15 protein-coding genes are annotated in these 15,515 nt (G+C 72.2%); 10 read left to right on the top strand and 5 right to left on the bottom strand.

The genetic code is table 11. The features are described from left to right. The first annotated feature begins 64 nt into the window (after positions 1 to 64). On the top strand, positions 65 to 1,183 hold the full coding sequence (gene dprA, locus PZ894_RS04455; protein ID WP_275742839.1) for a DNA-processing protein DprA: 1,119 nt from the start codon (positions 65 to 67) through the stop codon (positions 1,181 to 1,183). A gap of 70 nt (positions 1,184 to 1,253) precedes the next feature. After that, the gene (locus PZ894_RS04450) at positions 1,254 to 2,153 is read left to right on the top strand and encodes a tyrosine recombinase XerC (RefSeq protein ID WP_275743031.1); all 900 of its coding nucleotides are present in this window, start codon (positions 1,254 to 1,256) and stop codon (positions 2,151 to 2,153) included. Positions 2,154 to 2,172: 19 nt separating this feature from the next. Here PZ894_RS04450 and PZ894_RS04445 read toward each other — a convergent pair whose 3' ends face one another. Then, entirely contained in the window at positions 2,173 to 2,787 is a 615-nt protein-coding gene (locus PZ894_RS04445; RefSeq protein WP_275742837.1) for a M23 family metallopeptidase, read from the bottom strand. A 398-nt stretch (positions 2,788 to 3,185) separates the two neighbouring features. Between PZ894_RS04445 and rpsB the strand changes: the two genes are divergently transcribed. The 7 genes from rpsB (at position 3,186) to rlmN (ending at position 8,981) form a co-directional block, all read left to right on the top strand. Beyond that, positions 3,186 to 4,130 (top strand): 30S ribosomal protein S2, encoded by a 945-nt coding sequence (gene rpsB, locus PZ894_RS04440; protein ID WP_275742835.1) that lies wholly within the window; start codon positions 3,186 to 3,188, stop codon positions 4,128 to 4,130. 38 nt (positions 4,131 to 4,168) lie between these two features. Then, the gene (gene tsf / locus PZ894_RS04435; protein ID WP_275742833.1) at positions 4,169 to 4,978 is read left to right on the top strand and encodes a translation elongation factor Ts; all 810 of its coding nucleotides are present in this window, start codon (positions 4,169 to 4,171) and stop codon (positions 4,976 to 4,978) included. 126 nt (positions 4,979 to 5,104) lie between these two features. Further along, the gene (pyrH, locus tag PZ894_RS04430) at positions 5,105 to 5,818 is read left to right on the top strand and encodes a UMP kinase (RefSeq protein ID WP_275742831.1); all 714 of its coding nucleotides are present in this window, start codon (positions 5,105 to 5,107) and stop codon (positions 5,816 to 5,818) included. 63 nt (positions 5,819 to 5,881) lie between these two features. Further along, positions 5,882 to 6,436, top strand: a complete 555-nt coding sequence (gene frr / locus PZ894_RS04425) for a ribosome recycling factor (protein WP_275743029.1) — start codon at positions 5,882 to 5,884, stop codon at positions 6,434 to 6,436. Between the two features lie 16 nt (positions 6,437 to 6,452). Beyond that, positions 6,453 to 7,331 (top strand): phosphatidate cytidylyltransferase, encoded by an 879-nt coding sequence (locus tag PZ894_RS04420; protein WP_275742830.1) that lies wholly within the window; start codon positions 6,453 to 6,455, stop codon positions 7,329 to 7,331. A 98-nt stretch (positions 7,332 to 7,429) separates the two neighbouring features. Next, a complete protein-coding gene (locus PZ894_RS04415) occupies positions 7,430 to 7,798 on the top strand; it encodes a hypothetical protein (protein ID WP_275742828.1) in 369 nt (122 codons plus the stop codon). A gap of 58 nt (positions 7,799 to 7,856) precedes the next feature. Beyond that, positions 7,857 to 8,981 (top strand): 23S rRNA (adenine(2503)-C(2))-methyltransferase RlmN, encoded by a 1,125-nt coding sequence (gene rlmN / locus PZ894_RS04410; RefSeq protein ID WP_275742826.1) that lies wholly within the window; start codon positions 7,857 to 7,859, stop codon positions 8,979 to 8,981. Between the two features lie 11 nt (positions 8,982 to 8,992). On the opposite strand, the gene PZ894_RS04405 is transcribed toward rlmN, so the two are convergent. From PZ894_RS04405 to PZ894_RS04395, 3 genes are read right to left on the bottom strand one after another with little or no spacing between them, the layout of a single operon-like run. Then, positions 8,993 to 10,606, bottom strand: coding sequence for a TIGR03767 family metallophosphoesterase (locus PZ894_RS04405; protein WP_275742824.1), 1,614 nt, complete (start codon positions 10,604 to 10,606; stop codon positions 8,993 to 8,995). A gap of 46 nt (positions 10,607 to 10,652) precedes the next feature. Then, positions 10,653 to 11,573, bottom strand: a complete 921-nt coding sequence (locus PZ894_RS04400) for an LOG family protein (protein ID WP_275742822.1) — start codon at positions 11,571 to 11,573, stop codon at positions 10,653 to 10,655. An 18-nt stretch (positions 11,574 to 11,591) separates the two neighbouring features. Continuing rightward, on the bottom strand, positions 11,592 to 12,470 hold the full coding sequence (locus PZ894_RS04395) for an RIO1 family regulatory kinase/ATPase (protein WP_275742820.1): 879 nt from the start codon (positions 12,468 to 12,470) through the stop codon (positions 11,592 to 11,594). Between the two features lie 201 nt (positions 12,471 to 12,671). Between PZ894_RS04395 and PZ894_RS04390 the strand changes: the two genes are divergently transcribed. Beyond that, entirely contained in the window at positions 12,672 to 14,123 is a 1,452-nt protein-coding gene (locus tag PZ894_RS04390) for a M1 family metallopeptidase (protein WP_275742819.1), read from the top strand. 1 nt (position 14,124) lies between these two features. On the opposite strand, the gene PZ894_RS04385 is transcribed toward PZ894_RS04390, so the two are convergent. Next, positions 14,125 to 15,510, bottom strand: a complete 1,386-nt coding sequence (locus tag PZ894_RS04385; protein ID WP_275743027.1) for an FAD-binding oxidoreductase — start codon at positions 15,508 to 15,510, stop codon at positions 14,125 to 14,127. Positions 15,511 to 15,515 lie beyond the last annotated feature (5 nt).

The following is a 15,515-nucleotide window of genomic DNA, read 5'->3' as shown; positions in this document are numbered from 1 at the left end:
CCCCGACCAGTTGCACGCTCCACTCGCTGCGCTCGGTCTGCGCACAACCCGCCGGGGACCCCGCATGAAGGCCCCGGTCGACGCCGACCGGATGGCCCGGGTCGTGCTCGGCCGGATCGCCGAGCCCGGCAAGGCGTCCCTGCTCGACGCCGTGAGCGAGCTCGGCGCCGTCGAGGTGCGCGACCGGCTCGCGGCCGATCCGGTGCTGGGCCCGCGGGTCGACGGGGTCGACCCCGAGCGCGAGCTCGACCGGGCCGCGCGGTCAGGTCTGCGGTTCGTCGTGCCGGGCGACGACGAGTGGCCCTCCGGCCTCGACGACCTGGCCCGGACGCCGGCGGTCCAGGAGCGCGGCGGGGTGCCGCTCGGCCTCTGGGTGCGCGGGCCGGTGCGGCTCGACGCGCTCGACGGCGCGGTCGCCGTCGTGGGATCCCGCTCGGCCACCACGTACGGCGACGACGTCGCGCGCGGCCTCGCGGCCGACATCGCGCGGGCCGGACGCATCGTCGTGTCCGGAGCGGCCTACGGCATCGACCAGGCCGCGCATCGAGGCGCGATCGCCGCCGACGCGCCGACGGTCGCCGTGCTGGCCTGCGGCGCCGACAAGGTCTACCCGGAGCGACACGCCGACCTGCTCGCGCACCTGGCCGTCGAAGGTGCCGTGATCTCCGAGACGGTGCCCGGTGGCGCCGCGATGCGGGTCCGGTTCCTCACGCGCAACCGGCTCATCGCCGCGCTGACCGGCGGCACCGTGGTGGTCGAGGCCGCGCTGCGCAGCGGTGCCCTCAACACCGCCAACTGGGCGACCCGTCTCAACCGCCAGCTGATGGGAGTGCCCGGTCCGGTCACGAGCGCGACCTCGGCCGGCGTGCACCAACTGGTCCGCACCGGAGCGGCGACGCTGGTTACCTCGGGTGCCGAGGTGCTCGAGGTCCTCGGCGCCGCAGGGGAGCACCTCCTGGTCCCACCGCGGGGGCGTGAGCGGCCCCGGGACACTCTCACCGACCGCCAGCGGCTGGTGCTCGACGCGGTGCCGGTCGCCCGCGGTGCCACCTCGGCCTCGGTGGCCCGGATCGTCGGCCTGGGCACGGACGCCGCTCATGCCGCCCTCCTCGAGCTCGAGGTGCGCGGCATGGTCCAGTGCGACGAGGGCGGCTGGCGGCTCGCCGCGCTTGCTCACGACTGAGAGCACCGGTCGTTCCTAGAGTGGAGCCGTGAGCGAGCAGGAGGCGGTCGGCGACGCGCTGCCGGAGCCGATGGCAGCCGTCCTGGGCGACTACGAGCGCCACCTCGCTGTCGAGCGCGACCTCACCGCCCACACGGTCAGGGCCTATGTGAAGGACGTGCACGGGCTGCTGGAGCACGCCGCCCGTCTGGGCGGCACCGGGGTCGGCGACATCGACCTGCGCACGATGCGCAGCTGGCTGGCCAAGCAGCAGACGCTGGGCCGCTCGCGCACCACGATCGCGCGGCGCGCGACGGCGGCCCGGGTCTTCACGGCCTGGCTCGCCCGGACCGGGCGGATCCCGCACGACGTCGGCGCCAGCCTCCGGTCGCCCAAGGCGCACAAGACGCTTCCGCCCGTGCTGCGCGCCGACGAGGCCGCCGAGCTGATCCGGTCGGCGACGGAGCACGCCGACGACGGCAGCGCTACGGGGCTGCGCGACGTCGCGATGCTCGAGCTGCTGTACGCGACCGGCATCCGCGTCGGCGAGCTCGTCGGACTGGACGTCGACGACGTCGACCGGGAGCGCAACGTCGTCCGGGTGTTCGGCAAGGGGCGCAAGGAGCGGACCGTGCCGTTCGGGCGTCCCGCGGCGCGGGCGCTCGACTTCTGGGCCCGTCAGGGCCGGCCGCGGCTGGCCGTCGAGGGGGCCGGGGCGGCGCTCTTCCTCGGCGCCCGGGGTCGCCGGATCGACCAGCGGGCGGTGCGCGCCATGGTCCACCGGCGAATCGCGGCGGTGCCCGGCGCCCCGGACATCGGTCCCCACGGTCTCCGGCACACCGCCGCCACCCATCTGCTCGAAGGCGGCGCCGATCTGCGCTCGGTCCAGGAGCTGCTCGGTCACGCCTCGCTCGCGACCACCCAGCTCTACACCCACGTCACGACCGACCGACTGCGGCGGGCCTACCAGCAGGCGCACCCGCGGGCATAGCCCGTCCTCAAGCCCGCTGTCAACCGGCGAGGAACAGCTCCATCGGCGAGCGCCACCCGGCGTACGACGTGAGCATCTGGCCCACGGGCGGCGAGGCCCGGGCGATCCCGGTCGGCTCGTCGCGCCACAGCGGGAGCAGCCGCACCGGCCCGGCACCGACCAGGCGCAGCGGGTCCAGGTAGGTCTCACCCTCGATCCCGCCTCCCCGGATCCAACCCCAGTGCAGGCAGGCGCGCGGGGCGCAGTGCGAGCCGACGGACTCGAGCGTCGCGATCGGGTCGCCCGCGGCCACGGGGTCGCCGACCTCGACCGTGGCGGCGACCGGCTCGTAGGTCGTGCGGGTCGCGCCGTGGTCGACGACGACCACCCCCCGACCGGCGAGCACCCCCGCCCACGAGACCCGGCCCGGCAGTGCCGAGCGGACGCGCTGCCCCTGGTGGCCGAGGAGGTCGACGCCACGGTGCCCGGCTCCCCACGGATCGATCGGCGGATCGAAGCCGCGCTCCACGGTGGGCTCGGGGACCAGCGGCCAGACCCCGACGGGATCGGTCGCGCCGGACGCCGGCGACGCGAGGCCGAGCGCGGCGAGGACCGGGACGAGGAGCAGGCCGACGAGCGTGCGGCGTGGTGTCATGGGTCGAGGCTGCCCGGGGCCGGGGACGATGCGTCCGCTCCGCCGCCGAGGCTGTGGAGGAAGGTGCCGGAACGGTCGCTGTGGACGGTGGGCGGGCCGACGGTCGCGATTGGTCGGGAGCCACCGCGGTCGACTACTCTGGTGGGCGCAACCCGCATGGGTTGACTTCGCACGTCCGCAGACCACGACGGGCCCTGGCACTCCGAGGATCCGATCACCCGTGGGCGACGACCCTCAGTCCGACTCTCCACAGTGGGGGAAGGTCGGGTCGCGCGCAGGCGTCAGGGCCGAGGGCATCCGCCCGAGGCAGCAACTGAAAACCAACGAGAGCACGCGCCGGCCCACCTGCCTCAAGGTCGGGCGCAGCAGGCGCGGGCTCCACACACCAGGAGATTCACATGGCAGTCGTGACCATGCGCCAGCTTCTCGAGAGCGGCGTGCACTTCGGACACCAGACCCGGCGCTGGAACCCGAAGATGAAGCGCTTCATCATGACCGAGCGCAACGGCATCTACATCATCGACCTCCAGCAGTCGCTGTCCTACATCGACCGCTCCTACGCCTTCGTCAAGGAGACCGTCGCCAAGGGCGGCACCGTGATGTTCGTCGGCACCAAGAAGCAGGCCCAGGAGGCGATCGCCGAGCAGGCGACCCGCGTGGGCATGCCCTACGTCAACCAGCGCTGGCTCGGCGGCATGCTCACCAACTTCCAGACGGTGCACCAGCGGATCAACCGCCTCAAGGAGCTCGACGAGATCGACTTCGACGACGTGGCCGGCAGCAGCCGCACGAAGAAGGAGCTGCTCCAGATGCGCCGCGAGCGGGACAAGCTGAACAAGTCCCTCGGTGGTATCCGCGAGATGGGTCGTACGCCGTCCGCGGTCTGGATCGTCGACACCAACAAGGAGCACCTCGCCGTCGAGGAGGCCCGCAAGCTCCGGATCCCGATCATCGGCATCCTGGACTCCAACTGCGACCCGGACCTCGTCGACTACCCGATCCCGGGCAACGACGACGCGATCCGCGCGGTCGGCCTGCTGACCCGCGTGATCGCGGACGCCGTCGCCGAGGGCCTGATCGCACGCTCGGGCGCCAAGCCGTCGGAGGGCACCGAGGCGGTCGGCGCCGAGGAGCCGCTGCCGGAGTGGGAGCGCGAGCTCCTGGGTGGCGAGGCCGAGCAGGCCGCCGCCGAGGCGACCGGAGACGCGACCGCGGAGACGCCGGCCGCAGAGGCGACCGGTGCTGCGTCCGAGGCCGCCGAGGCCGCCGAGGCGACCGAGGCCGTGGCGCCCGCCGTGGCGCCCGCCGAGGCGCCCGCCGAGGCGTCCGACGCCCAGGCCTGAGCACCGCCCGAACCCGACGTACTCGAAGAGGAAGACACATGGCTTACACCGCTGCCGATGTCAAGAAGCTCCGTGAGCTCACGCAGGCCGGCATGATGGACTGCAAGAAGGCGCTCGACGAGACCGACGGCGACTTCGACAAGGCGGTCGAGCTGCTCCGCGTCAAGGGCGCGGCCAAGGCCGCCGCCCGCGCCGCCGAGCGCGAGGCCTCCGCCGGCCTGGTCGCGGCCTCCGGCAACGCGCTGATCAGTCTCAAGGCCGAGACCGACTTCGTCGCCAAGAACGACGCCTTCATCACGGCGGCGCAGCAGATCGCGGACGCGGCCGACGCCCACGAGGTCGGCGACGCCGAGGCACTCAAGGCCGTCTCGCTCGGTGACAAGACGGTCGGCGAGACCGTCGAGGAGCTTGCCCGCACCATCGGCGAGAAGATCGAGCTCGGTGAGGTCGCCTACTTCGGCGGCACCACCACGGTCTACCTCCACAAGAAGGCCTCGGACCTGCCCCCGTCGCTCGGCGTCCTCGTCGAGTTCGAGGGCGACGAGGCTGCGGCGAAGCAGGCGGCCCAGCAGGCCGCCGCGCTGAAGGCGCAGTACCTCACCAGCGACGAGGTCCCCGCCGACATCGTGGCGGCCGAGAAGGACGTGCTGACCAAGAAGACGCTCGAGGAGGGCAAGCCCGAGGCGGCGGTCGCCAAGATCGTCGAGGGCCGCATCAACGCCTTCTTCAAGGAGATCGTCCTGCTCGACCAGGAGTCGGTCTTCGAGGCCAAGAAGTCCGTCAAGCAGGTCCTCGACGCCGCCGACACGAAGGTCAAGCGCTTCGCCCGCTTCGAGGTCGGCGCATAGCTCGCCAGGCGGGATGATGGACTAGGTTCACAGCCACACGTACGACGAGGAGGCCGGTGCGATGACAGCAGGACTGATCATCGGACCGGCCTTCGTCGTCTCCGCCGGACCCCGAAGGAGCCGCCCGTGACCGGTTACAAGCGAGTCCTGCTGAAGCTCTCGGGCGAGGTCTTCGGCGGCGGCAAGGTCGGCGTCGACCCCGACGTCGTGCAGAAGGTCGCCCGTGAGATCGCCGCCGTCGTGGACGCCGGCGTGCAGATCGCGGTCGTGACCGGTGGCGGCAACTTCTTCCGCGGCGCCGAGCTCCAGTTGCGCGGCATGGACCGCGTGCGCGCCGACTACATGGGCATGCTCGGCATCGTCATGAACTGCCTCGCGCTCCAGGACTTCCTCGAGAAGCTGGGCGTGGAGACCCGCGTGCAGACCGCGATCACGATGGGCCAGGTCGCGGAGCCCTACGTCCCGCGGCGCGCCATCCGGCACATGGAGAAGGGCCGGGTCGTGATCTTCGGAGCCGGCATGGGCATGCCGTTCTTCTCCACCGACACGGTCGCCGTCCAGCGCGCGCTGGAGAGCAAGTGCGACGTGGTGCTGGTCGCCAAGAGCGGCGTCGACGGCGTCTACTCCGCCGACCCGCACGTGGATCCGACCGCGACGAAGTTCGACGAGCTCACGTACGGCGAGGCCATCGCCCGGGGCCTGAGGATCATGGACCAGACGGCGTTCGCGCTCTGCGGGGAGAACAAGCTGCCGATGGTCGTCTTCGGCATGGAGCCCGAGGGCAACATCCTGCGGGTCGTGCAGGGTGAGAAGATTGGCACGCTCGTCAGCGCGGGCTGACCGCGTCGACCCGAGCAGCACCATCGTGCAGCACCGGACAGCAACGAATCAGGAGCAGCCGTGATCAACGACATCCTCAACGAGGCCGACGGCAAGATGGACAAGTCGGTCGAGGCGACGCGCGAGGAGTTCGCGGCGATCCGGGCCGGCCGCGCCCACCCGAGCATGTTCAACAAGCTCGTCGCCGACTACTACGGCACCCCGACGCCGTTGCAGCAGCTCGCGTCGTTCACCGCCCCCGAGGCCCGGGTCATCCTGATCCAGCCGTACGACCAGGGCGCCATGCAGGCCATCGAGAAGGCGATCCGGGAGTCCGACCTCGGCGTCAACCCGGCCGACGACGGCAAGGTCATCCGCTGCGTGTTCCCCGAGCTCACCGAGGAGCGCCGCAAGGAGTTCATCAAGGTCGCGCGCGCCAAGGCCGAGGACGGCCGGGTCGCGGTCCGCAACCTGCGTCGCACGGCCAAGCAGAGCCTCGAGAAGCTCGAGAAGGACGGCGAGGTCGGCAAGGACGACGTGACCGGGGCCGAGAAGCGGCTCGACGGCATGACCAAGAAGCACACCGACTCCATCGACGAGATGCTCAAGAACAAGGAGTCCGAGCTGCTCGAGGTCTGAGCGGCCCGGGACTCACATGAGCGACCCCTCGACCCCGGCGCCACCGAAGAAGGACCACGGCCGCGCCGGGCGTGACCTGCGCGCGGCCTTCGCCTCCGCGATCGTCCTGCTCGCGGCGATCGCCGTGTCGCTGGTCTTCTGGAAGCCGGCGTTCATGTTCATCGTCGCGGCCGCCGTCGTGGTCGCGGTCTGGGAGCTGCATCGCGGGCTGCTCGCGAAGGACATCGACATCCCCGAGCAGCCGCTCATGCTCGGCGGCGTCGTCATGGTGGTCGTCGCCTATGCCTGGGGCGCGCCCGCGCTGGTGACGGCGACCGCGGTGACGGCGCTCGTCACGATGCTGTGGTTGCTGCGACGCGGGGTGGACGGCTACGTCCAGAACGCCACCGCCGCGGTGTTCAGCCTGGTCTACGTGCCGTTCCTCGGCTCGTTCGTGGCGCTGCTGCTCGCGGAGGGGCCGGACCGCAACGGCGGCGGCCTCGACGACCCGGGGGTCCAGGGGATCATCGCGTTCGTCCTCGTCACGATCGCCTCCGACATCGGCGGGTACGTCGCCGGCGTGCTCTTCGGCAAGCACCCGATGGCGCCGGTGATCTCGCCCAAGAAGTCCTGGGAGGGCTTCGCGGGCTCGATCGTCTTCTGCCTCGCCGCGGGATGGGCACTCGTCGTCTTCCTGCTCGACGGCGACTGGTGGGTCGGGCTGCTGCTCGGCGCCATCGCGGTCGTGATGGCGACGCTCGGTGACCTGTGCGAGTCGGTCATCAAGCGGGATCTCGGCATCAAGGACATGAGCCAGGTGATCCCCGGCCACGGTGGGCTCATGGACCGGCTCGACTCGCTGCTTGCCACCATCGCCCCGATCTGGCTGCTCCTGCACTACCTCGTCTACACCTGACCGCTCGTGCGCCACCGGGCCGGGCCGCCCGGGAGATCTGTGTCCATGACCGGCACGGCTGCGACGGCCGGGGCCGGGGCCGACGTAGCATCGTGACGATGTCGACCGACCAGGACCAGGCTCCCGAGCCCGCCTCCGCCGACCGGCGGGAGGAGCGTCCGCCCGACTGGTGGCACCGCGACCACCCGACGTTCACGGCGCTCTCCGGCTTCTTCACCGGCCTGGTCTTCGTGGTCGTGGTGCCGGGCCTCTTCATCGGCCTGCTGCACCTGCTCGTCGACGACGAGACCGCCGAGGGCCTCTTCCCGTTCGTGCTGGTCACCCTGGCCGTGCCGCTCGGTCTGGTGGTCGCTCCCCGCACCCGGAGGTTCGGGATCTACATGCTGATCGGGGTGGTCACCACCGCCCTGGTCGTCGGGGGAGTGGCCGCGCTCGTGCTCTGGTACATGATCACCTACGAGGGCTGACTGCCCGCCCGACCGACGAATCGTCCGGCGGGGCGGACGAGTGGGAGAATCGACCCCGATGTCCGAGCGCACCAGCCTTCCTCTCGTCTTCGACGAGCCGCGCGGCCGCAAGAAGCCGCCGCGGCACCTCGCCGACCTCACCCCCGAGGAGCGCAAGGACCGGCTCGTGGAGCTGGGCCTCCCCGGCTTCCGGGCCCGGCAGCTGTCGACGCACTACTTCTCCCGGCTGGTCGACGACCCGGCCGAGATGACGGACCTGCCCGCGGCGCAGCGCGACGAGCTCGTCGCGGGGCTGCTGCCCGAGCTGATGACGCCGCTGCGCGTGATGGAGGCCGACCGCGGCACCACCCGCAAGACGCTGTGGAAGCTCTTCGACGGGGCGCTGGTCGAGTCCGTGCTCATGCGCTACCCCGACCGCGCCACCGTGTGCGTCTCGAGCCAGGCCGGCTGCGGCATGGCCTGCCCCTTCTGCGCGACCGGCCAGGGTGGCCTGCAGCGCAACATGTCGACCGCCGAGGTCGTCGAGCAGGTCGTCGCCGGCGCTCGCGCGCTGGCACGCGGCGAGGTCCCGGGTGGCCCGGGCCGGGTCTCCAACGTGGTGTTCATGGGCATGGGTGAGCCGCTGGCCAACTACAAGGCCGTGATCGGCGCCGTACGCCGTCTGACCGACCCCGGCCCCGACGGCCTCGGCATGAGTGCCCGGGGCGTCACCGTCTCCACCGTCGGCCTGGTGCCTCGGATGCTCCAGCTGGCCGACGAGGGCATCCCGGTCACGCTGGCGCTGAGCCTGCATGCGCCCGACGACGAGCTGCGCAACGAGCTGGTGCCGATCAACACCCGCTTCTCAGTCGCGGAGACCGTCGACGCGGCCTGGAACTACGCGCAGGTGACCCGGCGCCGGGTCTCGATCGAGTACGCCATGATGCGCGGCATCAACGACCAGGCATGGCGTGCCGATCTGCTCGCCGACGTGCTGCGTGCGCGGGGGGACTGGGGCTGGGTGCACGTCAACCTGATCCCGCTCAACCCCACGCCGGGGTCGAAGTGGACCGCGTCCGACCCGGCGGACGAGCGCGAGTTCGTCCGCCGACTCGAGGCCAAGGGCATCCCCACGACGGTGCGGGACACGCGGGGCCGCGAGATCGACGGTGCCTGCGGCCAGCTGGCCGCCACCGAGTCCTGACCCGGCGCGGCTCAGCCCTTCTTCTTCTTGTTCTTCTTCGCCTTGGCGCGGAGGAACTTCGGCGCGCGCACCAGCAGCTCGACGTTGCGGGCGGTGCGCTCGCCGCGCCGCTCGTTGTCGCGCTCCTGCCAGTCGTTGGCCGCCAGCAGCCGGGAGAGCCCGGCGAGCTGCTTCGGGTCGTCGAGGTCGCCGTTGAAGGCGAGGGAGCCGCTGTGGTCGATCATCGTCGTGAAGATCGACAACGAGCCGTCCCTGTTGTCGGCGATCTCCAGCAGCCGCGCCTGCTGGGGCCAGTCGATGTGGGAGGCGGTGTTGATCTCCCAGAACCCGCCGACGACCTTCCCCTTCTTCCTCCGGGGGTGCGCCCAGATGTGGTTGGTGTGGGTGTGCCCGTTGACCCAGGCGACGACGTTCTCCCGCCGGACGAGCTCGGACCGGATCTTGCGGGCGAGCCCCTGGTCCTCGAAGGACGACAGCGGGTGGTGGCTGAACAGCACGACGACCTTGTCCCGGCTGCGGTCCAGGAGGCGGGTGAGCCACGTGTGCTGCCGCTTGTCGAGCGCGCCGTTGTCGCCGACCTCGGCGACGGTGTCGAGCACGACGAACCGGGCGGCGCCGCGGTCGAAGTAGTAGTACGCCGTGTTCTTCGAGCGGTTCTCGGCGGTGAAGCCGTGGCCCTTCGGCGTCCCGGTCGTGTCGAAGTGCTCGTCGACCCACTCCGACCGGTCGAGGAGGCGCCGGTTCCTGTCCGGCGTGACCTGGCGGATGCGCGTGCCGTCCGTCGACAGCACCTTGGCGGTGCCGGTCGCCCGGCTGTTCTGGGAGGCGTTGATCGGGAAGTTGCCCTGGACCAGGCCGTCGTGGTTGCCCATCGCGGCGTACCACGGCATGTTCAGGCCCTCGGGCGTGAACGGCCGTCGCGCGGCGTCGAGGAGGCCCGGGTACGTCGGGAACCCGCTCTGGGTCCCGAGGTCGGCAGGCTTGCCGACCGGCGTCCCGTCGGGGTGCCAGAAGTTCACGTCCCAGAAGTCGAGGCTCTGGTCCATGACGCCCTCATAGCGCGACGGGTCACCCGAGTCGACCGTGATCTTCCGGCCGCCGTCGAGCAGGTCGATGTTCCAGCGGACCTCGTTGTACTGGGCGGTGTCGGAGTTGTCGCCGGTCTGGATCGTGAACTCGAGCTTCCGCCCGGTCGCCGGGCCGCGCTTGATCTTGTTGATCTCGCGCACCATCGCGTCGGCGACGAAGGCGCCCAGCATCTCCTGGGGCCGGTAGGCGCTGCTGCTGGCGAACTCACCGAGCTCGGCGCGGACCGGTGACTGCGTGTCCATGATGTGCACGTCGCTGAGCTGGGCGAAGGCCGCCATCGCCTTGCGCCGCCTGACGCGACCCTTGCCCGGCTTCGCACCGAGGCCGGTGCGGACGACGTGCTTCTCGCCCGCCAGCCTGACCACGGGGCGCCATCCGCCCGCGCCGGCGTCGCCCTTGCCGAGGACGGTTGACGTGGTGGTGCCGCGGACGGCGGGGCCGGCGACGGCGGCGTCGGCGAGCCCGGCGCTGCCGAGTGCTGCGGTGCCGCCGACGGCGGCGGAGGAACGGAAGAGGTCACGACGCGAGATCTGCACCGCGACAATCTAGGGTCCGGCGGGCGCTCGCGTCACCGAATTGCACTCAGGTCGCCGAAATGAGCTCCGCCGCCTCGTCGACGCTCTCGACCAGGTGCACGTGCCGCTCCATCGCGCGGCCGCGCGCGAGCGCCTGCAGCAGCGGCCACGCCGGAAGCGTCCGCGTCCAGTACGTCGCGCCCACGAGCACCATCGGGGCGACCGCGGACTCGGCGGCGTAGAAGTTCTCGCAGGCGTCCTGGAAGACCTCCTGCACGGTGCCGGCGAGGCCGGGCAGGAAGACGATCCCGGCGTCGCAGACCTCGAGCAGGATCGCCTCGCGCTGGGAGTTGCGGAAGTACTTCGCGATCGCGGTCGCGAAGACGTTGGGAGGCTCGTGCCCGTAGTGCCACGTGGGGATGCCGAGGCCCGGCGCACCGTCCGGGTGCTGCGCGAGCAGCTCGAGGGCCACCCGCGCCCACGCGTCGACGGACGGCCGGAAGGTCGGCACCGTCGCGAGCAGCGCGAGCGCCTCCTCGAGTGCGTCCGGCCGGCCGGAGAGGTATCCGCCGAGGTTGGCCGCCTCCATGGCGCCCGGTCCGCCGCCGGTGGCCACGACGTGCGACGCCCCGAGCAGGGCTCCGAGCCGCGCGGCGTCGGCGTACGCCGGCTCGTCGCGCTCGATGCCGTGCCCGCCCATCACGCCGACGAGGCGCCGGTGGCCGATCCAGCGCTCGAGCGCGACGTCGATCGCGTGGTCGTGCAGGGCGCGGCACAGCGCGGCCTCGGGGGTGCGCGGCGCCGCGGCCCAGCGGTAGGCCCGGGCGTCCAGCGTGTCGTCGTACGCCGCGGCGTCGTAGAGCTCGCCCGGGGTGTAGAGCGTCCGCCGCGTCGGGTCGACCGGGACGTCCCTTCGCTGCGCCATCCGGCGCTCGAGCCCGACGACGAGCTCGCCGGGCTCACCACGGACGACACGACGCGAGCGCACGCCACACCCTAGAGCCAGCTAGAACGCCTGGGCCATCAGCTCCCCGAACAGGTCGTGCTCGTCGACCTCGAGCCCCCGCGACCGGAACCACGTGCAGACGTTGGTGCAGTCACGCAGCAGGAAGTCCATGCCGGCGGCGTTGCCGGCGAGGTCGACGATCTGGGGGAGGTCGATGATGACGAGTCGCTCGCCGGCGGCGAGGAGGTTGTACGCCGACAGGTCACCGTGCACGATCCCGCTCGCCACCATGGTGCCGAGCGCCTCGCGGAGCTGGTCGAAGTACGACGCGAGCAGCGCCGGCTCCGGACGGGCCTGGGCGAGGCGGGGCGCGCTCTCTCCCTCGTCGTCGGTGATCCACTCCATGAGGATCTCGGTCCCGTCGATCTGGACGGGGTAGGGGACCGGCAGGCCGAGCTCCCAGCAGCGCTTGAGGGCGTCCCACTCCGAGACGGCCCACTCGCCGCTGGCGACCAGCTTGCCGAACGTGCTCTTGCGCTTGAGGGCCCGCTCGTCGCGCGAGCGCTTCATGCTGCGTCCCTCGGTGTACGCCGCGGCCCGGTGGAAGTTGCGGTGGTCGGTGCTGCGGTAGCGCTTGGCCACCATCACGACGGACTCGCCGAGAGCGTCGCTGCCGGGGACGGCGCGCTCGAGGAGGAACGCGTCGGCCTCCTTGCCGGTCTTGAGGATGCCGAGGTCGGTGTCGACCGCGGCCTGCGAGGTCACCACCCAGTCGGGGCGGGGCTCGGGGCCGCGGCTCAGTGGCTCGACGGCGAGCCAGGTCGACCAGCGCTGGCCGTCGTCGAGCTCGTCGTAGGTCTGGAAGTCGAAGACGAACGTCGGGTCGACGTCGGAGAGGTCTGAGGTGTCAGACGGGTAGTACGTGAAGTCGAAGGACATCGCTGTGGGTGCTCCGGAGGTGAGAGAGGAGGCGGTCTGCGGACAGGCCAAGGACAGTCGTGGACATGTCACGCTCCTCTCGCTCGGGCACCCGGGAGGTCCGGGGCTTCGCCGCATACTCTCGGGCACGTCGGCGCGGGGGCGCAACCGAATTGCCGAGGATCGCCGGTGGTCCGGGGTGCGGGAAGGTACGTTGCGGTCGTGTCCGCCCGCCGCCGCTCCGTCGCCGCCCTGCTGGCCCTCGTCCTGGGCTTCGGTGGCCTGGGCGTGGCCTCGGCCTCGGCGCCGGCCCCCGGGCCGCCCGGCGCCCGCGGCATCGGCGACGCCTACTTCCCGCTGGACGGCAACGGCGGCATCGACGTCCTCTCCTACGACATCCACGACCGCTACGGCTTCGGCCAGGGTCGGCTGAGCGGCTGGACCCGGCTGCGGCTGCGGGCCACCGCGACGGTGTCGAGCTTCTCGCTCGACTTCCTGCTGCCGGTCCGACGGGTGCTCGTCGACGGTCACCGGGTCGGGTTCCGCCAGCGCCCCCACGAGCTCGTCGTCGGGCGCGCGCTGACGGAGGGGGAGACGGTCGACGTCCGGGTGCGGTACGCCGGACGCCCGGGTGGCCGGGCCTACGCCGGCGAGCGCAACTGGCTGGCCGGCCCGACGGAGGTCGTGGCGATGAACCAGCCGCACATGGCGCCCTGGTGGTTCCCGGCCAACGACCACCCGGCCGACAAGGCGACCGTGCGGATCAGCATCACCGTGCCGACTCGGTACGCCGTGGTGGCCAACGGCCGCCAGGTGCGCCGCACCGAGCGCGCGGGCGACGGCAGGGGCTGGGCGACGACGACCTGGCGCGCGGACGAGCCGATGGCGCCCTACCTCGCGTTCTTCGCCGCCGGACGCTTCCGGGTCGCCCGGGGCGGCCACGCCGACACCCCCTGGCTGATCGCCGTCTCGCGCGGGCTGAGCCCGGCCCAGCAGCAGCGTTCGATGGCGCTGTTGCGCCGGACGCCCGCGATCGTGTCGTGGCTGGAGGGCGAGCTCGGCGACTACCCCTTCTCGACGGTCGGCGGGGTGACCACGAGCCTGCCCGTCGGGTTCGCGCTCGAGAACCAGACGCGGCCGACCTATCCCTACCTAGGAGACGGGCCCGGGGCCGTCCCGACCGTCGTGCACGAGCTCGCTCACCAGTGGTTCGGTGACTCCGTCGCGCTGCGCAGGTGGAGCGACATCTGGCTCAACGAAGGGGCCGCGACGTTCTTCGAGTGGCGCTGGGCGGAGGCGACGACGGGCGCCTCGGGCGCCGACCGGCTGCGCGCGTCGTACGACGCGATCGCGGCCGACGACCCGTTCTGGACGGGTCGGGTCGCCGACCCGTGCCCGCGCGGCGTCGGCTGCGTCAACCAGATCTTCGCGTCCTTCGTCTACGAGCGGGGTGCCATGACGTTCCAGGCGCTGCGCAACCGGATCGGCGAGGCCGCGTTCTCCACGGTCCTGCGGCGCTGGGTCGCCGAGCGCGCGGGTGGGCACGGCACGACGGCCGAGTTCGAGGCGCTCGCCGCCGAGGTCAGCGGGGCCGACCTCGGCGCCTTCTTCGACGCCTGGGTGCACACCGGGAGCAAGCCGGCGGACACGGCCGCGAACGGCCTCGCGGGGTGATTCATCCCAGCAGCGGGCTGACCGCCCTCGCCACGAGGCTCGGCAGTCGCGTGACTCGCTCCTCCGCGTCGGCGAGTGTCATGGCGCGCAGGCCGGCGTTGATGCCGAGCCACCGCAGCGGCTCGGGCTCCCATAGCGGGGAGAGGTGGCCGACCCAGGGCAGTCGGGTCAGCTCGGTGTCGCGGCCGAGCACCAGGTCACGCAGCGTCCGGCCCGCGAGGTTGGTCGTGCTGACCCCGTCGCCGACGTACCCGCCCGCCCAGCCGATCCCGGTCGAGCGGTTCAGCCCTACCGACGCGCACCAGTCGCGCGGGATGCCGAGCGCACCGCCCCAGGCGTGCGAGACGCGGGCGCCCGCGAGCACGGGGAAGAGGTCGACGAGCGTGGAGTAGAGGCTCGCGAAGACCTTCTCGTCGCGGTCGTGCTCCGGGCGGATCCGGGAGCCGAGGTGGTACGGCGCGCCGCGGCCGCCGAACACCAGCCGGTCGTCGGCGGTGCGCTGTCCGTAGACGATCAGGTGGCGGTGGTCGGTGAAAGTCTCGCGCCGGGCGAGGCCGATCTCGTCCCAGACCTCGGGTGCGAGCGGCTGGGTGGCGATGATCAGCGAGTAGACCGGCACCATCGTGCGTCGCTCGCCGCGCAAGGAGGACGTGTAGCCCTCGGTGGCCCGCAGGATCGTGCGGGCGGCCACGACGCCTTGGTCGGTGCGCACCCGGCGTGGCTCGATCGAGCTCACCCGCGTCCGCTCGTGGATCGTCACGCCCCGACGCTCGACCGCGTCCGCCAGTCCGCGCACGAGCCGTGCGGGGTGGAGCGCGGCGCAGTCCGGGGTGTACGTCGCGCCGCGGGTGCGGCTGCCGCGCAGGATCTCCTGCGCCTCCTCCTGATCGAGGAGGCGCAGGTCGTCGTCGCCGCGGTCCCAGGTCCGCGCCTCGGCGACCTCGGCCCTCGCGCGCGCCCACTGCGCACGGCTGCGGGCCAGGGTGATCGTGCCGCCCTTGGCGACCTGGGCGTCGATGCCCTCGGCGGCGGCGACCCGGGCGACCTCGTCGACGGTCTCGCGCATGGCCCGGTGCTGGGCGAGGGCGGCCGCGCGGTCGGCGTACCCGGCGAGCGTGTCGAGCGACGCCGGGAAGAGCGCCGAGCACCAGCCGCCGTTGCGTCCGGACGCGCCGAAGCCGGCGGTCTCGGCCTCGAGCACGACGATGCGGAGCTCCGGGTCCGCCGCCGCCAGGTAGTGGGCGGCCCAGAGCCCGGTGAGGCCGGCGCCGACGATCGCGACGTCGGCCTCGGCGTCGCCGTCGAGCGGCGCGCGCGGGGTCCAGTCGGTCTCGACCGTGTCGTGCCAGAGCGAGAGGCGCTCGTAGTGGGGGTCGACGCCGACGATGTCGC

The sequence above is a fragment of the Nocardioides sp. YIM 152315 genome, assembly GCF_029210375.1.
In the GTDB taxonomy this organism is placed as follows: domain Bacteria; phylum Actinomycetota; class Actinomycetes; order Propionibacteriales; family Nocardioidaceae; genus Nocardioides.
This window is presented reverse-complemented; position numbering and strand designations above follow the sequence as displayed.

What these genes read in the sequence shown, in the direction of transcription:
- dprA (WP_275742839.1), top strand. Translation starts at nt 65, where the DNA reads ATGAAGGCCCCGGTCGACGCCGACCGGATGGCCCGGGTCGTGCTCGGC.
- PZ894_RS04450 (WP_275743031.1), top strand. Translation starts at nt 1,254, where the DNA reads ATGGCAGCCGTCCTGGGCGACTACGAGCGCCACCTCGCTGTCGAGCGC.
- PZ894_RS04445 (WP_275742837.1), bottom strand. Translation starts at nt 2,787, where the DNA reads ATGACACCACGCCGCACGCTCGTCGGCCTGCTCCTCGTCCCGGTCCTC.
- rpsB (WP_275742835.1), top strand. Translation starts at nt 3,186, where the DNA reads ATGGCAGTCGTGACCATGCGCCAGCTTCTCGAGAGCGGCGTGCACTTC.
- tsf (WP_275742833.1), top strand. Translation starts at nt 4,169, where the DNA reads ATGGCTTACACCGCTGCCGATGTCAAGAAGCTCCGTGAGCTCACGCAG.
- PZ894_RS04420 (WP_275742830.1), top strand. Translation starts at nt 6,453, where the DNA reads ATGAGCGACCCCTCGACCCCGGCGCCACCGAAGAAGGACCACGGCCGC.
- PZ894_RS04415 (WP_275742828.1), top strand. Translation starts at nt 7,430, where the DNA reads ATGTCGACCGACCAGGACCAGGCTCCCGAGCCCGCCTCCGCCGACCGG.
- rlmN (WP_275742826.1), top strand. Translation starts at nt 7,857, where the DNA reads ATGTCCGAGCGCACCAGCCTTCCTCTCGTCTTCGACGAGCCGCGCGGC.
- PZ894_RS04395 (WP_275742820.1), bottom strand. Translation starts at nt 12,470, where the DNA reads ATGTCCTTCGACTTCACGTACTACCCGTCTGACACCTCAGACCTCTCC.